This is a genomic window from Variovorax sp. 679, assembly GCF_003952185.1.
GTDB lineage: Bacteria > Pseudomonadota > Gammaproteobacteria > Burkholderiales > Burkholderiaceae_C > Variovorax.
This window is the reverse complement of sequence record NZ_RXFS01000005.1, coordinates 384,727-402,251: the sequence shown is the minus strand read 5'-3', so window position 1 is coordinate 402,251 and position 17,525 is coordinate 384,727. Positions and strand designations below refer to the sequence as shown.

Below are 17,525 nucleotides of genomic sequence, written 5' to 3'. Positions count from 1 at the left end.
CGCGGCGTCGCGCCTCCCTTCGGGGCATGGCGCACGCCGGAGCAGTAGTCGTCATTCGAACCTGGCCTGTTTTTCCGGAGATCACACGTATGTTGAACCGTCGCACCCTCCTTACCACCGCCGGCGCCACCGTAGCGCTGGCCACCCCGCTCGCCGGCATGGCGCAGGGCAGGAAGGACGCCATCGTGATCGGCATGGCGCTCGAGCCGCCGGGGCTCGACCCGACCACCGGCGCCGCGGCCGCCATCGCCGAGGTGGTGCAGTACAACATCCTCGAGACGCTCACCAAGATCAACTCCGACGGCAGCGTCACGCCGCTGCTGGCCGAGAGCTGGGAAATCTCCCCCGACCTGAAGACCTACACCTTCAAGCTGCGCCGCGGCGTGAAGTACCAGAACGGCGAGCCCTTCAACGCGGCCACCGTCAAGTTCTCGTTCGACCGCGCCGGCAGCGAGAAGAGCACCAACAAGGACAAGCGCACCTTCGCCAACCTGAGCACGCAGGTGGTCGACGACTACACCGTCGTGGTCATCAACAAGGAGATCGACCCCGACCTGCCCTTCGTGCTGGGCCAGGCCACTGCTGTCATCGTCGAGCCCAAGAGCGCCGAGGGCAACGCCACCAAGCCGGTCGGCACCGGCCCCTACAAGCTTGACAACTGGGCCAAGGGCTCTTCGATCACGCTGAGCAAGTGGGAAGGCTTCCGCAGCCCGGCCACCGCGAAGATCAACAAGGTCACCTTCCGCTTCATCTCCGACACCGCTGCGCAGGCCGCGGCCATGCTCTCGGGCGACATCGACGTGTTCCCGCGCATCGGCACGCGCGTGGTGCAGCAGTTCAGGATGAATCCGCAGTTCCAGGTGATCCTGGCCGGTTCGCGCGCCAAGACCATCCTGTCGATCAACAACAGGAAGAAGCCGCTGGACGACGTGCGCGTGCGCCGTGCCATCCTCGCCGCCATCGACCGCAAGGCCGTCATCGAAGGCGCCGCCGACGGCTTCGGCGTGCCCATCGGCAGCCACTACGTGCCGGGCGCGGCGGGCTTCGTCGACACCACCGGCATCAACCCCTTCGACGTCGAGAAGGCCAAGAAGCTGCTGGCCGAGGCCGGCGTGAAGACGCCGCTCGAACTGAAGCTGACGCTGCCCCCGCCGCCGTACGCGCGCCAGGGCGGCGAGGTGATCGTGGCCCAACTGGCCAAGATCGGCATTGTGGTGAAGGTGCAGAACGTCGAGTGGGCTCAATGGCTCAGCGGCACCTACGGCAACAAGGACTACGACCTGTCGATCGTGTCGCACGTCGAGCCCTTCGACCTCGGCAACTACGCCAAGCCGGACTACTACTGGGGCTACCAGTCGAAGGCCTTCGACACGCTGTTCGACAAGATCAAGACCACCGCCAACGCCACCGAGCGCAACAAGCTGCTGGGCGACGCACAGAAGATGCTGGCCACCGACGCGGCCAACGGCTTCCTCTACCAGCCGCAGTTCCCGACGGTCGCAAAGAAGAGCGTGAAGGGCATCTGGAAGGAAAACCCGATCTTCGTGAACGACCTGTCGGCGCTGTCCTGGGGCTGAGCGGGCAGTGTCCGACGCCCCCTCGCTGATGAGCGACCTGTCCGCGCAGGAACTCGCCGCCGCGTACCGCGAAAAGAAGCTCTCGCCGGTGGAGGTCACGCAGGCCGTGATCGCGCAGGTCGAGCGCTGGGAGCCGCACCTGCAGGCCACCTGGCTCTTCAGGCCCGAGGCGGCGCTCGAACAGGCGCGTGCGTCGGAAGCGCGTTGGCTGCGCGGCGATGCGCGCGGGCCGCTGGACGGCGTGCCGGCCACCATCAAGGAAAACATCGCGACGCGCGGCGACCCGATGCCCGCGGGCACCGCCGCAGTCGACCTGAAGCCCGCAACCGCCGACGCACCGCCGGCCGCGCGCCTGAAGGAAGCAGGCGCGGTGATCGTGAGCAAGACGACGATGCCGGACTACGGCATGCTGTCCTCGGGGCTTTCGAGCTTCCACACGCTGGCGCGCAACCCGTGGGATCTGCGCCTCACGCCCGGCGGTTCCAGCGCGGGTGCCGGTGCGGCCGCCGCGGCGGGCTACGGCCCGCTGCACCTGGGCACCGACATCGGCGGCTCGCTGCGCCTGCCGGCGAGCTGGTGCGGCATCTTCACGCTCAAGCCGAGCCTGGGCCGCATTCCCATCGACCCGCCCTACATGGGCCGCGCCGCCGGGCCGATGACGCGCACCGTGGGCGACGCCGCACTGCTGATGCAGGCGCTGTCGAAGCCCGACGCGCGCGACAGCATGAGCCTGCCGGCACAGGACATCGACTGGGCCGGCTTCGACGTGTCGCCCGACCATCTGCGCGGCCTGCGCATCGGGTTGCTGCTGGACGCGGGCTGCGGACTGGCGGTGGAGCCCGAGATCCAGGAGGCAGTCGAGCAGGCGGCACGCCTGCTGGAAAAGGCCGGCGCCATCATCGAGCCGATGCAGCCCTTCATGTCGCAGGCCATGCTCGATGGCATGGACCACCTGTGGCGCATGCGCTCGCTGGTAGACATGAAGGGGCTGCGGGCCGACCAGCGCTCGAAGGTACTGCCCTACATCCGCGAATGGGCCGAGAGCGCGGCCGAGTTCAGCGGCGAGCATGTGTTCCGCAGCTTCAGCCAGTTCCATGCGACGCGCGTGGCCGCGGTGAGTGCCTGCGCGCGCTTCGACTACGTGATCTCGCCGGTGTCGCCCAACATGCCGGCCGCAGCCGAGGCGCCCTCGCCCACCAACGACCCGCTGCGGCCGCTGGAGCACATCGGGTTCACGGTGCCGTTCAACATGTCGGAACAACCTGCGGCTTCGGTGAATTGCGGGTACTCGGCTTCGGGATTGCCGATCGGGCTGCAGATTGCCGGACAACGCTTCGACGATCTCGGCGTGTTGCGCGTGGCGCGGGCCTTCGAGCAGATCCGGGAACCGCAGCGGCCCTGGCCCCTGCCGCCTGGTCAGCAGCAGCCTCAGGTCGCGGCGTAACGCCCCGGCTTGTGGTTGACCCAGAGAAAAATCCCCATCACGACAGCGGCTAGCACCGACCACGCCACGCGCTGCGGTGGAATCACGAACAAGGCAAGCAGGACCACCGTACAGTCGATCCCGATCTGCACCTTGCCCGCGGGCCAGCCACGTTTTTCCTGCAGGTACAGCGTCAACACGGTCGCACCACCGAGGCTCGCGCGATGGCGGGCGAGGAACAGGCAGCCGGTGCCCAGCAGCAGCCCGCCGAGCACGGCCGCAAAGGCCGGATGCAGTGAATCGATCGACAGGTAGCGCGGCGCCCAGTCGGTCATCACCGAGAGCAAGGCAATCGCGGAGAAGGTCTTGATCGTGAACGCCCGCCCCATGTGCCGCCATGCGAACCAGTAGAACGGCAGGTTGACCAGGAAGAACAGCCTTCCGAAGCTCACTCCCGTGGCGTAGTGCAGCAAGAAGGCGATACCGGCCGTGCCGCCCGTGAGCAGGCCCGCCTGGCCGAACAGCATCATGGCGATGGCGACGAAAAGCGTGCCCGAGAAGATCGCCTGGGCGTCGTCGAAGCGGGAATGGCGTAGCCAGTCTGGCTGGGTGGTGGGAGGTGGCGCGTCCATGCCGAACCTGACGCAAATCTTGCGCCACCCCGACGCCCGGCTCACACCAGATGGGTGGCCAGCAGTTCCCGGGCCCGGGTCACGAACGCCGTTTCGCCCCGGCGGCCGGGCAGGAACTCGAAGGCCACGCGCGGCAGCGCCGGCAACCCGTGGGGCGTGGCGAGCCGCGTCACCCCTTCGCTGATCGCCGACTCGTTGAGACAGGCCACGCCAAGCCCCGCCGCCAGCGCCGACTGCAGCCCCGCCACGCCCGACGCCACGTGCGCCAGCACATAGGGCACATGCCGGCGCCGCAGCAGCGCCACGGTGAACTGGTGCAGCGAACAGGTGTCGGGCAGCACCAGCAGGCGTACCGGCTCGCCGCGCACGAGCCGCATGCCCGCCGCGCCCAGCCACACCAGCGACTCGCGCCGGATCACCGACGCGCGGAGCTGTGCGGCGGAAACACCGGCGATGTTCATTCCCACCGCCACGTCGAAGTCGCCGCGTGCGTAGGCGGCGCGCAGGGCGTCGCTTTTCAGGATGGTGACGTTCAGCCGCACCTGCGGATAGCTCTCGCCGAGGCGCCCGAGCAGCCGCGTCAGGTCGCCGGGCCGGAAGTAGTCGGTGACGGCGAGCCGCAATTCGCCCTGCAGCGTCTCGCCGTGCAGGTCGCGGAAGGCCTCGTCGCTCAATGCCAGGATGCGCCGCGCATAGCCCAGCAGCCGCGCGCCTGCCTCGGTGGGCGACACACCGGCCTTGCTGCGCGTGAGCAGCGACTGCCCCGCGCGCTCTTCCAGCTTGCGGATCTGCTCGCTCACGGACGACTGAGAAAGAAAGACGCGCGGCGCCGCCGCAGTGAGGCTGCCGGCGTCTACGACGGCAGCCAGCGTGCGCAGTTGCTCCAGGTCGAATCCCTGCATGGCTTTTTATCCATCCGTTATTCCGATGGAATGCATCATATCTTCCCGCTTTTCCGATGACGAACAGACTTCCACAATCACCCCATCGACAACCCGTTCATCCAAGGAGTTCACCATGCCCCACATCGTCGTCCACCTCTCCGGCCAACCCGACGCCGACCTCACCCGCAAGACCGTCGACGCAGTCGCCGAGCTCACGCAGAGCGTGCTCGGCAAGCAGCTGCCGGTCATCGCCATCACCGTGCAGTACATCGCAGCCGACGCCTGGTTCATCGGCGGGCAGTCACTGGCCTCTCTGGGCAAGTCGGCCTTCCATCTCGACATCAGCATCACCGACGAGACCAACACCAAGGCCGAGAAGGCGCGCTACCTTCGCGAAGTGCATGCGGCGATGGCGAGGATCCGGCCGGACCTGCATGAGGTGTCGTACATCCACGTGATCGACGCGCGCGGCGCGGCCTACGGCTACGGCGGCAAGACACAGGAGTACCGCCATCAACAAGCCGGTGTCTAGATGGGCTCACCCCCAGGCTTCGCGCACTTCGTGTCGCTACGCCAACCCCCTTCCGGGGGCAACACCTGCGGCCCGGCCAAGCCGGTTCCGCGGTGTTCCTGGCCTTGGCAGTGGCAATTTCATGCATAGCGAACCAGCAACAGCGCCGTGAAAAAGCCAGTGCTGTGCCGAAGCAATCCGGGGCATGGCACCATGCCGCCATGCCCTCCGGAAAATCTTCCGCCGACAGCCTCGGCAACCCTCTCACCCTCGAAGACCCCGCCAGCCTGCCGCTGGTCGACGACTTCGTCATGGGCTTCATCTCCAGCGAGGCCCGTGCCGTCAACCTGATCGCGGTGGCCGATGCCGATGCGAGCCCCATCGTGCAGGCCTATTGCGCCACGTTGCACCTGTTCGCCGAATCGCGCGAGGCCGCGGCCAATGCGCGGCCGTTCCTCGCGAAGGCCCGCGCCGGTGCTGCGCGCGCAACACCGCGCGAGCAACGCTACATCGCGGCCATCGAAGCCTGGGCCGACGGCGACATCGCCCGCGCCATCACGCTGCACACGGAGCAGGCCCACGAGCATCCGCGCGATCTGGTGTCGGTCAAGCTCGGCCAGTACCACTGCTTCAACACCGGCGACTGCCCCGGCATGCTGCGGCTCGCGCTGGCTGTGCTGCCGCATGCGGCCGACGTGCCCTACGTGCACGGCATGGCGGCCTTCGGCTACGAGCAATGCCACCTGATGCGCGAGGCCGAGGCGAGCGCGCGCCGCGCCGTCGCCATGTGCCGCAAGGAGCCGTGGGCGCATCACGCGCTGGCGCACGTGATGCTCACCGAAGGCCGTCTCGCCGAGGGGCTGGCGTTCATGCGGGGCGTGAGCGACACGTGGACCGGGCTGAATTCATTCATGGTCACGCACAACTGGTGGCACATGGCGCTGTTCCTGATCGACCTGGGCCGCGATGCCGAGGCGCTCGCCGTGTACGACGAGCACGCCTGGGGCGTGGTGAAGGACTATTCGCAGGACCAGATCGGCGCCGTGTCGCTGCTCGCGCGGCTGGAGCTCGCGGGCATCGACGTGGGCAATCGCTGGGACGACGTGGCGGGCTACCTGCAGCAACGCCAGGCCGACCATGTGCTGCCCTTTCTCGACCTGCAATACCTCTACGGCCTCGCGCGCGCCGGCCGCCCGGAGGCCGAAGTGCTGCTGCGCAATATCGTGGCCTTCGCGCCGGACGCACCGGCATCGACTCGCGCGGCATGGCAGCGCGTGTGCGTGCCGGCCGCGCACGGACTGGTGGCGCATGCGCGCGGCGATCTGGCAGCGACCATCGAAGGCCTTGGCGCGGCGCTGCCGCGCATGATCGAGATCGGCGGCAGCCATGCGCAGCGCGACCTGTTCGAGCAGGTGTACCTCGATGCGCTGGTGCGCAGCGGCACCGAAGCCTCGCTGGCAGCGGCGCAAGGCATCCTGCAGCAGCAGCTCAACGGCCAGCCCGAGTCGCTGCGGCTGCGCCGGCAGACGGCTGCGGTGTACGAGCGGCTCGGCCTCGGGCAGCTCACGACACACACCTGAACATAGCCCGGCAGCCCATGCCTTCAGGTCATGGGGCATGGTGCAAAAGGAATTGGCGAGGGCGCGGAGGCGGCTCCTAAACTGGCCGCACTCCTTCTACAAGAAGCCTTCACGGGCCAGACACTCCATGCGCAAGTCCTTCGTCACGCTGGCCGTTCTCTCGACCCTCGCGCCCTTCGCTCCCACCCTGCATGCCGCCGGCGACACCCCCGTCGCGCTCGACCTGCTGCTGCGCGGCGGCACCGTCTACACCGGCGACTCCGACACGCCGGTGGTAGGCGACGTGGGCATCGCAGGCGACCGCATCGTGTTCGCCGGCAAGGCGGCATCGGCGCAGTTCACCGCGAAGCGCGTCATCGATGCCACGGGCATGGTGGTGGCGCCGGGTTTCATCGACGCGCACACGCATGCGGATGCCGACCTGCACTCCAACGACCCGAAGAAGCGCCTGAACATTCCGTTCCTCACGCAAGGCGTGACCACCGCGGTGATCGGCAACGACGGCTTCGGCGGCTTCGACATCGCGGCGCAGACGCAGAAACTGCGCGCCGCGCCCGTGGGCACCAACGTCGCCATGTACGTGGGCTTCGGCCCGGTGCGCATGAGCGAACTGGGCGAAGCCAATCGTGCGCCGACGCCCGAACAGCTCGAGGCGATGAAGAAGCGCGTGAGCCAGGGCATGTGCGAAGGCGCATTGGGCCTTTCCACCGGCCTGTTCTACACGCCGCAGAACTTCTCGAAGACCGAGGAAGTCATCGAGCTCGCGAAGGTGGCGGCGCGGCATGGCGGCATCTACGACAGCCACATCCGCGACGAGTCGATGTACAACATCGGCCTCAAGGGTTCCATCGACGAGGTGATCCGCATCGGCCACGAGGCGAAGCTGCCGGTGCACGTGGCACACATCAAGGCGCTGGGCGTCGACGTGCAGGGCCAGAGCGGCGACATCATCAAGCGCATCGAGAAGGAACGCGCGGGCGGCCTGGACATCACGGCCGACCACTATCCATGGACCGCGTCGAGCACCCGCTTCTCCGCCGCGCTGCTGCCGCCCTGGGCCAACGAAGGTGGCCGCGCCGCGACGCTGCAGCGCTTCGACGACGCTTCGCAGCAGGAACGCCTGCGCAAGGACATGCGCGAGAACCTGCGGCTGCGCGGCGGCCCCGAGGCCATTTTGTTCTCGGCCGGCAGCACGAAGTACGTAGGCAAGACGCTGGCCGACGTGGCCAAGGCGTCGAACGCCGATCCTATCGACGCCGCCATCGCCGTGCTGCGCGACGGCGACCTGATGATCGCCTCGTTCAACCAGAGCGACGACGACGTGTGCGCCTTCATGAAGCGGCCGTGGGTCATGACATCGTCCGACTCGTCGATGGGCCATCCGCGCGCCTACGGCACCTTCGCTCGCAAGTACGACCAGTACGTGGTGAAGGAACACACGATCTCGCTGGCGCAGTTCATCCGCGGCAGCTCGTCGCTCACGGCCGACACGCTGGGGCTGAAGCAGCGCGGCCATCTGCGCCCGGGCTACTACGCCGATGTGGTGGTGTTCGATCCGGCGCGCTATGCGGCCAAGGCCACCTACACGCAGCCGACGCTGCTGTCGGAGGGCGTGACCACGGTGCTGGTGAACGGACAGCTCGCTGTCGACGGCGGCAAGCCCACGGGCGTGGGCGCCGGCCAGCCGCTGCTGCGCACGCCGAAGGCTGGAAGCTGCAGCTCGAGCGGCTGAGCCTGCCTCAGTCCTTGTTCTTCAGGTGCCGCGTCTGGTCGTAGGTCGGCTGCGGCGGCAGGTCGGCCAGATGGCGCGTGTCGGCCCACTCGACGATCTCGATGTCGTCGGGCCGCTGCGGATCGGCAATGCGGATGCGGTTGAAGCCCGCATTGGGAATCTCGCTGCGGCGCGGCCCGCTCAGGCTCAGCCCCCTGGCGGTGCGCCACACCATGTCGAGCACGCCGCCGTGGGTGACCACGATCAGGTGCTGGCCCTTGTGCGCGGCGGCGATGCCGCCCAGCGCAGCGACGATGCGCGTGTGGAACTCGCGCGCCGTCTCGCCCTCGGGCATGGCGTGGTCCTCGCGGAACTCCAGCCACTCTTCCCAGGCGCGGGGGTGCAGGCTCTGGATCTCTTCGGAGCGCATGCCCTCGACCACGCCGAAGAACTGCTCGCGCAGCGCCGCCGAGGTCACCACCGGCAGCGACAGCTGCTGCGCCCCCGGCGCGGCAGTCTGCTGCGCGCGCATGAGGTCGCTGCTGATGATGTGCTGCGCCGCCGTCTCGCTCGCCAGCCGCAGGCCGAGCCGGCGGGCCTGCTCGTGGCCGATGTCGTTGAGTGGAACGTCGGCATGGCCCTGGAAGCGCAGCTCGCGGTTCCAGGCGGTCTCGCCGTGGCGGATGAGGATCAGGTCGGTGGTGGTGTCGGGCTTGGGCGTTGGCATTGCCGCCCATTTTCCACCTTGCGCGTGACGCTCAGGTTTTCAGGCCCGTGCCCTGTTGCACGACCGCCACCACCGCATCGGCCGCGGACGCAGCGCCCAGTCGCATCGGCGACGGCGTGAGCAACGCCAGCACCCACGCGATGATGAAGCCACCGACGATGGCGCAGACCACCACCACGGCGGTGTACGCGACTGCCTTGTCGGGCGGGCACTTCATGAGCACCGGCAGGCCGGTGTAGAGCAGGTAGACGCCATAGAGCGCCGCCAGCGCGCCGATGACCGACAGCGAAGGCAGCAGGCTGAAGACACCGCCGACGAAGGCCGCCGTGCTGGCATAGGCGGACAGCTTGAGCGCGCCGATCTGGCTGCGGGTGCCCTCGAAGGTCGGCGCCATCGCGTCGATGATGAGCGCGAGCACGAACACCATCACCAGCGACAGCACGTAGCCCACGACCATGTTCGCGATTCCCGAGACGATCGGCACGCGAAAGCTCACGCCGAAGGCGCCGATGCCGATCAGCGACAGGCCGATGAAGCTGGCCACCGCGGGAATCAGCGCGAGGATCATCACGTAGTTCTTGTAGAGCGATGCGGCGTCGTCCGGCTCCGAGTCGATCTCGGGCCAGGTGGCCTTCGGCTTGAGCAGGATGGCTTGGACGCGTTCGACCAGATTCATTGCAGGGTTCCCGGACATGTGCCTTGGAGTATGTCGAGGCCGGCCTCCGGTGGCTGCTGGCCATGAGGCCTATGCCGCGACCTATGCCATTGCCCGACCGCCACGCCGGTGGCTGCAATCGCGCAGAATCCGTCTCCATGCCCAACCTGATCCTGCTGCCCGGCCTCGCCTGCGACGAGCGCATCTGGGAAGCCCAATTGCCCGCCCTTCCCTCCGCCTTCGGCGCGCGCGTGAGCGACGCCCAGCGGCACAACGACACCATCGAGGGCATGGCCGCAGCCGTGCTGCGCGACAACGACGGGCCGCTGGTGCTCTGCGGCGCCTCGATGGGCGGCATGGTCGCCATGGAAGCGGCCCGGCAGGCACCCGGTCGCATCGCCGGGCTGGCATTGCTCGGCACCAGCGCGCGGCCCGAGACGCCTGAGATGTTCACGCTGCGCGAAGGCGCCATCGAATACTTCGAGCGCGGCGAGCTGCGCGACGTGATCGAGCCGAACGTCTATTTCGCCTTCCACCCCGCGCAGGCCGCCGACGAGGTGCTGGTGCAGCGCTACCTCGACATCGTGCTCGGCGCGGGCGCCGCGCAGCTCATCAGCCAGAACCGCGCGGTGATGCGCCGGCCCGATGCGCGCCTGCACCTTGCGTCGGTGCGCGCCCCCGTGCTGCTGGTGTGCGGCAACGAGGACCGGCTCGCGCCGCCGGAGTGCACGACCGAGATGGCGGCGATGCTGCCGCAGGCGCAGGTCGTGTGGGTGCCCGATTGCGGCCACATGCTGACGATGGAAAAGCCCGATCTCGTCAACGCCGCGCTCAACGGCTGGCTGGCGAAGCACTTCCCCGCCACGGCAGCCTGAACCCGCAGCTTCAGTGCAGTTGGCCGCCGGTCTCGGCGATGTCCTGCTGCACCGCGAGCGCGGTGGTCACGGCGATGCGCAACGCCTTGACCAGCGTTTCGAGCGACATGCTCGGCGCCCCCGGAAAGCGCGCGGCCTGCTCCGGCAGGTAGGGAATGTGGATGAAGCCGCCGCGCAGCCCCGGCACCGGATGCATCGCGATGCGGTGCATCAGGCCGTAGAAGATGTGGTTGCAGACGAAGGTGCCCGCGCTGTTCGACACCGAGGCAGGCACACCGGCCGCACGCAGCTCGCGCACCATGGCTTTGATCGGCAAGGTCGAGAAGTAGGCGGCGGGGGCACCGGGCACCACGGGCACGTCGATGGGCTCCTGGCCCTTGTTGTCGGTGGTGCGCGCGTCGTCGATGTTGATCGCGATGCGCTCCGGCGTGAACTCCGCGCGCCCGCCGGCCTGGCCGATGCACAGCACCAGCTGCGGCTGCAACTCGTCCATCGCGCGCATCAGCGCATCGATGGCGTCGCCGAAGACGCATGGCACCAGGCGCGCATGCACGGTCGCGCGGCCAACATTCCAGCCGTCGAGGGCGCGCACGGCGTCCCACGAGGGGTTGAGCGTCTCCTGCTCGAAGGGCTCGAAGCCCGTGAGCAGCACGCGCAGAGGCGTCGATGAGGAAGGCGGCGGTGGAGCTTTCGGTTTCCTGGTCATGGCGATGTCCGGCAGTACCCCGGAAGGTACTGCAAGACGCCAGCCGCCGCCCTGACGCTTTTGCTTCCTCTCTACTTCTTGGGCGCCAGGTCGAGCGGGTTCGCAGGCAGGTCGGTGCGCACGGGCTCGGACTTCTGCTCGATCTTGCAGTCCTGGTCCTTGAACGGCCCCGCCTGCCGGACCCAGTCCGGGCTGATCGGGTTCTGCGAGCACAGGACCTTGCCGCTCTCCTTGTTCTTCAGCAGGTAGAAGCCGCCGCTGGGCTGGGCCAGCGCGGCGCCGCAGATGGCCAGGCTGGCGAGGACAGCAGCGTGAAGCGCTTGTTTGATCATGTTCATGCTCCTGATTCGATTAGGGTGCCGGCGCCGCCACGAGGCTGTTCGCCAGCGCGATCACCAGGTTGCGGGCCTGAGCCACGATGGAGTCGCGACGGCCCTCGAAGGTTGCGTCCGTGATCTTCCCGTCGCTGCCGCTGCCGAAGGCCGTCATGACGGGCGTGTGGATATGCCCCGCCGGTATCTGCAGCTTGAAAACATCCCGCAGCAGGGTATTGCGGTAGGCGCTCGCGTTGGAAAGATAGTTGCCGCCGCCGCCCGTGCTCGCGCAGCTCTGGTCGAAGGGCCCCACCGCACCCTTGAAGCAGGCCCGTGTCGAATAGGAGTCGCGGCGCACGACAGCCCAGCCCGTCGTCGGCTTCTGCGGGTTGTCCCAGTTGGTGACGCCCGCGCCGGTGTTGGCGTCGATCATCTTCTGGAACGGCAGCGTGGATTCGGTGAACTGCGGCGGCGAATTCATCACCCACGGCTTCGAGGCATAGCCCAGCCAGCGCTCGGGCGGATGGATGTCGCAGTCGAGCGAGGAAGGGAAGGAGCCGCCATCCGCGCAGGCCGGCCAGACGTTGTCGTTGCCCGGAATGCTCGCCAGGTGGTAGCGGCCGTTGAAATGCTCCAGGTCGAACTCGCCGCCGCCCTGGCTCATGCTGACCGACGCGTCGGCGCGCTTCATGCCGGGCTTGAACCAGGCCCCCAGCGTGTCTTCCTGCATGCCCAGGATGAACGGCCCGTAGTTGACCGGCAGGATGAAGGTGCGGATCACCGCCGTGCTGCCGTCGGCCAGTGCCACGGTATTGCCGTCCAGCGAAAGGATGGTCGCCCCGGAGGGATTGCCGATGCGGATGTTCGGGTTGCCGTCCACGCCCGGCGTGCCCAGCGTGAAGGGGTCGAAGCCGCTCACCAGGATGCGCTTGTACTTCGGCCCCTCGGGAAAGTCGATGGCGTACTGGCCGCGCGAGGCACGCTCGAATTCGTTCTGCAGGGCCGCGCGCTGGTCGTCGGAAAGCGGGAAGTCGGGCTTCCACTGGCGCAGCACCAGCGTCATCGTGAGGCGGGCCCAGTACAGCATGCGATCGTCGCTCTTCGGCAGCGTGCCCTGCACCTTGCGGCCCTGCACGCGGTCGAGCGCGGCCTGCCAGAGCTTCGTGCCCTCGGTCCTGAGCAGGGTCACGGCCTGGTCGTAGCTCGAAGCGCCCGCCATGCCGTTGGTGCACAGCGTGCTGGCGAAGTCGGGGCCGAACCTGTCGAAGCCGCTGGCCTGCAGGAGCTGCGCCGAGAAGCTGGACGCGTCGCTGCTGGAGAGCTTGTTGGGCAGCCGCTGCTCTTCGTAGGACGGCTGCACGCTGGTGTCCATGGCGCACTTGGCCTGGACCGGCGGGGGAGCCGGCGGCGCAGGCGCAGGTGCAGGTGGCGGACTTCCCGCTGGCGGCTGCACCGCGGGCGCCGGCGGCGCCGTGGTGCCAGAGCCGGCCGCGGCGGCGGCCGCGGCAGCAGCAATGGCCGCCAGCGTCGCCGGATCTGCCCCGCCGCCGCCGCCTCCACCGCCGCAACTGGCCAGCGCCAGTGCACAACACGCTCCGAGCGTGGCGCGCGCCGCCAGCCGGCGGGTAGCCGTCGTCCGTTTCATTCTTCATCCTTCCCTGTTGATGTGTGACATGAAAGCCGGGAGGCCCCGCCTGGCACGACTTCTGCAGCCATGGAAAGGACGGGTTGCACCTCTGTGTCTGTATGACGGCTTCATGAAAACATGTGCCCCCGACGGCTGTCGAACGAGTTTTTGTTGAACAAACCGATAACAAAAACTCAACGAACGCCGAAGCCAGGGAGAAGATTTACCAATGAACACCCGTTTTCTCGAGACGCTGGTCATGCTCGACCGACTCAAGAGCTTCCGCCAGACGGCGCAGGTCCTGTGCACCACGCAGGCCGCGGTGTCCAAGCGCATCGAGGCACTGGAAGAAGAGCTGGACGTACCGCTCGTCGACCGCTCGCAGCGCGGGTTCAAGCTCACCATCATCGGAGAGCAGGTGGTGAGCCAGGCCGAGCAGATGCTCGCGCTGGAGCGCCAGCTCAAGCTCTCCGTGCGGCCGGACGCGCCGCCGTCGGGCCGGGTGCGCATCGGCGTCATCGAAACCGTGGTCCACACCTGGCTGACGCAGCTGATCCACGCGCTGGGCGACCGGCTGCCGGCGATCGAGCCCGACATCACCGTGGACACGGCCCACAACCTGCGCGAGCAGTTCCGCCAGCGCAAGTTCGACCTGCTGATCCAGAACGACGACATGACCGAGGCGGCCGGCGACGGCGAGACGGCCGTCGCGCCGCTGTGCCGCTTTCCGATGCGGTGGATCGCCCGCCCCGCGATGCTGCCGGACGGGAGGGACCTGCGGCTGGAGGACCTGGAGCGGGTGCCCCTGCTCACCTTCTCGCGGACATCGGGGCCGCGGGCGCATGTCAGGGCGCTGTTCGCCGGATGCGCCGCGGAGCCGCGCGTGTGCAGCTTTCCTTCGGTGCAGTCGATCATCCAGCTCACGAAGGGCGGCTTCGGCGTGGCGGCGATCCCGCCGATCTTCGTGCGCGACGAGCTGGGCGCGGGCTATCTCGAACTGCGCGATGGGCCGGTGCTTCCGCCGATGACGATCACCGTGGCCCACCTGCGCGACACGGCGCCGGCGGTGCATGCAGTCGCGCGGCTGACGCGGGCGATCGTGGTCGACTACTGCGTCGAGGCGGGGGAGCGCTGGGTCAGCAACCTCACGGGCGCGTGAGCCGCGCCGGAAGGCGGGAAAAGCTCAGATCAGGCGCGCACCGAGATGCCCTCGGCCTGCAGCCGCTCGCGGATGCGGCGCGCGAAGGCAAGCGCATGAGCGCCGTCGCCGTGCAGACACACGGTCTGCGCATTGACCGGCACGATGCTGCCGTCGATGGCGGTCACGCGGCGGTCGCGCACCAACGAGAGCGTCTGAGCGATCGACTGCTCCTCGCTCTCGATCAGCGCCCCCGGCTGGCTGCGCGGCACGAGGCTGCCGTCGGGCATGTAGCCGCGGTCGGCGAACACTTCCTCCACGGGCACGAGGCCGGCGCGGCGGGCCGCGTCGATCATGTTGCTGCCCGCGAGGCCGAAGAACTTGAGAGAGGGGTCGAAGCGGCGCACGGCCTCGCACAGCGCATCGGCGAGTTCGGGCTCCTTCACGGCCTGGTTGTAGAGCTGGCCATGCGCCTTCACGTGCGAGAGCTTGCCGCCCTCGGCCTTCACGATGGCAGCCAGCGCGCCCACCTGGTAGAGCACGTTGGCCACGATCTCCTCGGGCGGCAGGTGCATGGTGCTGCGGCCGAAGTTCTCGCGGTCCGGAAAGCTGGGATGCGCGCCGATGGCCACGCCGTTGCGCAGCGCCCAGCGCACGCACTGCTGCATGGTCTTCGCGTCGCCCGCGTGCCAGCCGCAGGCGATGTTGGCGGAGCTCACCAGTGCGAGCAGGGCTTCGTCGTTGCCGGCGCCTTCACCGAGGTCTGCGTTGAGGTCGATCTGCATGGTGGGGCTTCCTTTTCCTGTCGCGGTTCTATTGCGACTATCTCGGGGGTTTCTGCAAAGTCTATGCCGCGCGCGGCCAGCCCGCAGCGGCAAGCCCTTGCGCCACCTGCGACAGGTAGCGCTGCTGGCTTGCCCACGCGGCCAGCGCCTGCGGCTGGTCGACCTGCACGAGGCGCAGCCTGCCGTTGAGCGGCGCCTGCGCGAGCTTCCAGAGGTCGGCGCGGATGACCACGCCGATGCGCGGATAGCCGCCGGTGGTCTGCGCATCGCCCATCAGGATGATCGGCTGGCCCGAGGGCGGCACCTGGATGGTGCCGGGAATCACGCCCGAAGACAGCATGTCGCCGCCGCGCTTGCGCTTGAGTTCCGCCCCGTCGAGCCGGCTGCCCATGCGGTTGCTCTGCGGCGTGATGCGCCAGCGCTCGCCCCAGAGCTGCTCGCGCGCGGCCAGCGTGAACAGTTCGAACTCGGGGCCGGGCAGCACGCGCAGGGCGATGGCGCCGTCGTCTTCGGCCGTGCCCCAGTCGGGACTGCGCACGCCGAAGGGGCGGCGCTCCCGCAGCGCGGCATCGAGCATCGATGCGCCCGTCGGCAGCCGGTCGCCCTTGCGCAGCGCACGGCCTTCATGGCCGCCGAAGCCGGCCTTGAGGTCGGTGCTGCGCGAGCCGAGGATCGGCGGCACGTCGACGCCGCCCGCCACCGCGAGCCAGCTGCGCACGCCGGCCTTCCTCTTCGCACCGGAAGCATTGGCGCCCGCGAGCCTGAGTGTCTGGCCCGCTGAAACCGGCACGCTCCAGAAGGGCCACAGCGGCATGCCGTCGAGGGTGGCGCCGAAGTCGTCGCCGGCGAGGGCGATGCGCGTGTCGGTCTCGAACTGCAGTTCGCAGCCGCCCATCGTGAGCTCGAGGCCCGCGGCACCGTCGGCATTGCCCACGAGCCGGTTGGCCAGCGTGAGCGCCAGCACGTCGAGCGCGCCGCCCGGGCAGATGCCGAGCTGGCGATGGCCATGGCGGCCCAGGTCCTGCACCGACGCAAGCACGCCGGGTTTGCGGATGACGATCATGTCTGCACGCTCTCCGCCACGAAGCGCACGCGGTCGCCGGGACGCAGCAGCGTGGGCGGCTCGGCCGCGGGATCGAACAGCTCGAGCGGCGTGCGGCCGATCAGCTGCCAGCCGCCTGGCGACACCAGCGGATAGATGCCGGTCTGCTCGCCGCCGATACCGACCGAGCGCGCCGGCACGGCAAGACGCGGCTCGGCGCGGCGCGGCGTCGCGAGTTCGGGCGGCAGTCCGCCCATGAAGCTGAAGCCGGGCAGGAAGCCGAGCAGGTAGACGACGTACTCGGCGGCGGTGTGCCGCCGCACCACTTCAGCCGGGGTGAAGCCGGTGTGCGCCGCGACGTCGGCCAGGTCGGGCCCGTGCTCGCCGCCATAGGCCACGGGAATCTCGACCAGCCGCCCGTTGACCGCGCCTGCGGCCAGCTTCGGCCAGGCCTCGAGCACCCGCGCGGTGAGCGTGTCCAGATCGATCGCGACGGGATCAAAGGTGAGCGTGAGGTTGTTCATGCCCGGCAGCGTCTCGCCGACGCCGGGCCACTGTCGCGCATGCTCGGCCAGCGCCCAGATGCGCTGCTGCTGCGCCAGCGTGGCCGGCGCGGGCAACTCGCACAGCAACGCTGCATCGCCCAGAAGATGCAGCCGGGGCAATGGCGCGCCGCTCACCTCACACCAGCCTGCAACGCGGGCCGGACTTTTCGCGAAACACCGTGGAACCGGCTTTGCCGGGCCACCGGTGTTGCCCCCGGCGAGGGGGCGGGCGAAGCGACACGAAGTGCGCGCAGCCTGGGGGAGCGCCTATTCACGGCCGAGGCTGCGGACCTTGGCGGCCAGCTGCTGCTCCACGTTCGGGGAGACGAACTTGTGGACTTCGCCGCCCAGCATGGCGATCTCGCGCACGAAGGTGCTGGAGATGAACTGGTACTTGTCGCTCGGGGTCAGGAACACGGTCTCGACATCGGGCATCAGCGAGCGGTTCATGCCCGCGAGCTGGAACTCGTAGTCGAAGTCGGTCACGGCGCGCAGGCCGCGCACCATGGCCTTGCCGCCGCGCGCGACGACGAAGTCGCGCAACAGCCCGGAAAAGCTCTCGACGGAGACCTGGTCGCTGTAGGGCTTGACGGCCTCGCGGGCCATGTCGATGCGTTCGGACAGCGTGAACAGCGCCTTCTTGTGGTGGCCCGCCGCCACCGCGACGATCACCTTGGAAAAGAGCTGGGTGGCACGGCGCACCACGTCCTCGTGACCGAGGGTAATGGGGTCGAATGTGCCGGGATAAACCGCGATGACGTTGCTGGCCATGGTTGCTTCTTCCTCATGCTGC

18 protein-coding genes are annotated in these 17,525 nt (G+C 68.6%); 7 read left to right on the top strand and 11 right to left on the bottom strand.

Annotation, left to right across the window (positions count from 1 at the left end):
* The first annotated feature begins 89 nt into the window (after positions 1-89).
* Both EJO71_RS15185 and EJO71_RS15180 read left to right on the top strand, forming a co-directional pair.
* Complete coding sequence (locus EJO71_RS15185) at positions 90-1,577, top strand: ABC transporter substrate-binding protein (protein ID WP_125949281.1); 1,488 nt, start codon at positions 90-92, stop codon at positions 1,575-1,577.
* A 28-nt stretch (positions 1,578-1,605) separates the two neighbouring features.
* Entirely contained in the window at positions 1,606-3,021 is a 1,416-nt protein-coding gene (locus EJO71_RS15180) for an amidase (RefSeq protein WP_125949627.1), read from the top strand.
* Here EJO71_RS15180 and EJO71_RS15175 read toward each other — a convergent pair.
* Entirely contained in the window at positions 3,006-3,632 is a 627-nt protein-coding gene (locus EJO71_RS15175) for a YitT family protein (RefSeq protein ID WP_125949282.1), read from the bottom strand. The genes EJO71_RS15180 and EJO71_RS15175 overlap by 16 nt on opposite strands.
* 41 nt (positions 3,633-3,673) lie before the next feature.
* Complete coding sequence (locus tag EJO71_RS15170; RefSeq protein WP_125949283.1) at positions 3,674-4,534, bottom strand: LysR substrate-binding domain-containing protein; 861 nt, start codon at positions 4,532-4,534, stop codon at positions 3,674-3,676.
* Positions 4,535-4,649: 115 nt separating this feature from the next.
* On the opposite strand from EJO71_RS15170, the gene EJO71_RS15165 reads away from it, so the two are divergent.
* From EJO71_RS15165 to EJO71_RS15150, 3 genes are all read left to right on the top strand, one after another.
* Positions 4,650-5,048: a 4-oxalocrotonate tautomerase gene (locus EJO71_RS15165; RefSeq protein ID WP_125949284.1), complete on the top strand. Its 399-nt coding sequence runs from the start codon at positions 4,650-4,652 to the stop codon at positions 5,046-5,048.
* A gap of 200 nt (positions 5,049-5,248) precedes the next feature.
* Complete coding sequence (locus tag EJO71_RS15155; RefSeq protein WP_125949628.1) at positions 5,249-6,607, top strand: tetratricopeptide repeat protein; 1,359 nt, start codon at positions 5,249-5,251, stop codon at positions 6,605-6,607.
* Positions 6,608-6,734: 127 nt separating this feature from the next.
* Complete coding sequence (locus EJO71_RS15150) at positions 6,735-8,339, top strand: amidohydrolase family protein (protein ID WP_125949285.1); 1,605 nt, start codon at positions 6,735-6,737, stop codon at positions 8,337-8,339.
* Positions 8,340-8,346: 7 nt separating this feature from the next.
* Here EJO71_RS15150 and EJO71_RS15145 read toward each other — a convergent pair whose 3' ends face one another.
* Together EJO71_RS15145 and EJO71_RS15140 are read right to left on the bottom strand one after the other, a co-directional pair.
* The gene (locus EJO71_RS15145; protein WP_125949286.1) at positions 8,347-9,045 is read right to left on the bottom strand and encodes a histidine phosphatase family protein; all 699 of its coding nucleotides are present in this window, start codon (positions 9,043-9,045) and stop codon (positions 8,347-8,349) included.
* 31 nt (positions 9,046-9,076) lie between these two features.
* Positions 9,077-9,721 (bottom strand): Yip1 family protein, encoded by a 645-nt coding sequence (locus tag EJO71_RS15140; protein WP_125949287.1) that lies wholly within the window; start codon positions 9,719-9,721, stop codon positions 9,077-9,079.
* A gap of 137 nt (positions 9,722-9,858) precedes the next feature.
* Here EJO71_RS15140 and EJO71_RS15135 point away from each other — a divergent pair, with 137 nt between their 5' ends.
* Positions 9,859-10,575: an alpha/beta fold hydrolase gene (locus EJO71_RS15135; RefSeq protein WP_125949288.1), complete on the top strand. Its 717-nt coding sequence runs from the start codon at positions 9,859-9,861 to the stop codon at positions 10,573-10,575.
* Between the two features lie 10 nt (positions 10,576-10,585).
* On the opposite strand, the gene pcp is transcribed toward EJO71_RS15135, so the two are convergent.
* The 3 genes from pcp to EJO71_RS15120 form a co-directional block, all read right to left on the bottom strand.
* On the bottom strand, positions 10,586-11,281 hold the full coding sequence (gene pcp, locus EJO71_RS15130) for a pyroglutamyl-peptidase I (protein ID WP_125949289.1): 696 nt from the start codon (positions 11,279-11,281) through the stop codon (positions 10,586-10,588).
* Positions 11,282-11,352: 71 nt separating this feature from the next.
* Positions 11,353-11,613, bottom strand: coding sequence for a hypothetical protein (locus EJO71_RS15125; protein ID WP_125949290.1), 261 nt, complete (start codon positions 11,611-11,613; stop codon positions 11,353-11,355).
* Positions 11,614-11,632: 19 nt separating this feature from the next.
* On the bottom strand, positions 11,633-13,240 hold the full coding sequence (locus tag EJO71_RS15120) for a hypothetical protein (RefSeq protein ID WP_240651391.1): 1,608 nt from the start codon (positions 13,238-13,240) through the stop codon (positions 11,633-11,635).
* Positions 13,241-13,451: 211 nt separating this feature from the next.
* Here EJO71_RS15120 and EJO71_RS15115 point away from each other — a divergent pair, with 211 nt between their 5' ends.
* Positions 13,452-14,381 (top strand): LysR family transcriptional regulator, encoded by a 930-nt coding sequence (locus EJO71_RS15115; protein ID WP_125949291.1) that lies wholly within the window; start codon positions 13,452-13,454, stop codon positions 14,379-14,381.
* Between the two features lie 29 nt (positions 14,382-14,410).
* On the opposite strand, the gene pxpA is transcribed toward EJO71_RS15115, so the two are convergent.
* The 4 genes from pxpA to coaD form a co-directional block, all read right to left on the bottom strand.
* Positions 14,411-15,145, bottom strand: a complete 735-nt coding sequence (pxpA, locus tag EJO71_RS15110; RefSeq protein ID WP_125949292.1) for a 5-oxoprolinase subunit PxpA — start codon at positions 15,143-15,145, stop codon at positions 14,411-14,413.
* 61 nt (positions 15,146-15,206) lie between these two features.
* Complete coding sequence (locus EJO71_RS15105) at positions 15,207-16,208, bottom strand: biotin-dependent carboxyltransferase family protein (RefSeq protein ID WP_125949293.1); 1,002 nt, start codon at positions 16,206-16,208, stop codon at positions 15,207-15,209.
* A complete protein-coding gene (gene pxpB, locus EJO71_RS15100; protein WP_125949630.1) occupies positions 16,205-16,852 on the bottom strand; it encodes a 5-oxoprolinase subunit PxpB in 648 nt (215 codons plus the stop codon). The genes EJO71_RS15105 and pxpB overlap by 4 nt, the downstream gene beginning before the upstream one ends.
* A 147-nt stretch (positions 16,853-16,999) precedes the next feature.
* Entirely contained in the window at positions 17,000-17,503 is a 504-nt protein-coding gene (coaD, locus tag EJO71_RS15090; RefSeq protein ID WP_019658578.1) for a pantetheine-phosphate adenylyltransferase, read from the bottom strand.
* Between the last annotated feature and the right edge of the window lie 22 nt (positions 17,504-17,525).

Bases quoted from the DNA above. Each gene is read 5' to 3' on its own strand.
- EJO71_RS15120 (WP_240651391.1), bottom strand. From the start codon at position 13,240: ATGAAACGGACGACGGCTACCCGCCGGCTGGCGGCGCGCGCCACGCTC.
- EJO71_RS15150 (WP_125949285.1), top strand. From the start codon at position 6,735: ATGCGCAAGTCCTTCGTCACGCTGGCCGTTCTCTCGACCCTCGCGCCC.
- pcp (WP_125949289.1), bottom strand. From the start codon at position 11,281: ATGACCAGGAAACCGAAAGCTCCACCGCCGCCTTCCTCATCGACGCCT.
- EJO71_RS15140 (WP_125949287.1), bottom strand. From the start codon at position 9,721: ATGAATCTGGTCGAACGCGTCCAAGCCATCCTGCTCAAGCCGAAGGCC.
- EJO71_RS15105 (WP_125949293.1), bottom strand. From the start codon at position 16,208: ATGATCGTCATCCGCAAACCCGGCGTGCTTGCGTCGGTGCAGGACCTG.
- EJO71_RS15165 (WP_125949284.1), top strand. From the start codon at position 4,650: ATGCCCCACATCGTCGTCCACCTCTCCGGCCAACCCGACGCCGACCTC.
- EJO71_RS15170 (WP_125949283.1), bottom strand. From the start codon at position 4,534: ATGCAGGGATTCGACCTGGAGCAACTGCGCACGCTGGCTGCCGTCGTA.
- pxpA (WP_125949292.1), bottom strand. From the start codon at position 15,145: ATGCAGATCGACCTCAACGCAGACCTCGGTGAAGGCGCCGGCAACGAC.
- coaD (WP_019658578.1), bottom strand. From the start codon at position 17,503: ATGGCCAGCAACGTCATCGCGGTTTATCCCGGCACATTCGACCCCATT.
- EJO71_RS15180 (WP_125949627.1), top strand. From the start codon at position 1,606: ATGAGCGACCTGTCCGCGCAGGAACTCGCCGCCGCGTACCGCGAAAAG.
- EJO71_RS15115 (WP_125949291.1), top strand. From the start codon at position 13,452: ATGAACACCCGTTTTCTCGAGACGCTGGTCATGCTCGACCGACTCAAG.
- EJO71_RS15145 (WP_125949286.1), bottom strand. From the start codon at position 9,045: ATGCCAACGCCCAAGCCCGACACCACCACCGACCTGATCCTCATCCGC.
- EJO71_RS15155 (WP_125949628.1), top strand. From the start codon at position 5,249: ATGCCCTCCGGAAAATCTTCCGCCGACAGCCTCGGCAACCCTCTCACC.
- EJO71_RS15175 (WP_125949282.1), bottom strand. From the start codon at position 3,632: ATGGACGCGCCACCTCCCACCACCCAGCCAGACTGGCTACGCCATTCC.
- EJO71_RS15135 (WP_125949288.1), top strand. From the start codon at position 9,859: ATGCCCAACCTGATCCTGCTGCCCGGCCTCGCCTGCGACGAGCGCATC.
- EJO71_RS15125 (WP_125949290.1), bottom strand. From the start codon at position 11,613: ATGATCAAACAAGCGCTTCACGCTGCTGTCCTCGCCAGCCTGGCCATC.
- EJO71_RS15185 (WP_125949281.1), top strand. From the start codon at position 90: ATGTTGAACCGTCGCACCCTCCTTACCACCGCCGGCGCCACCGTAGCG.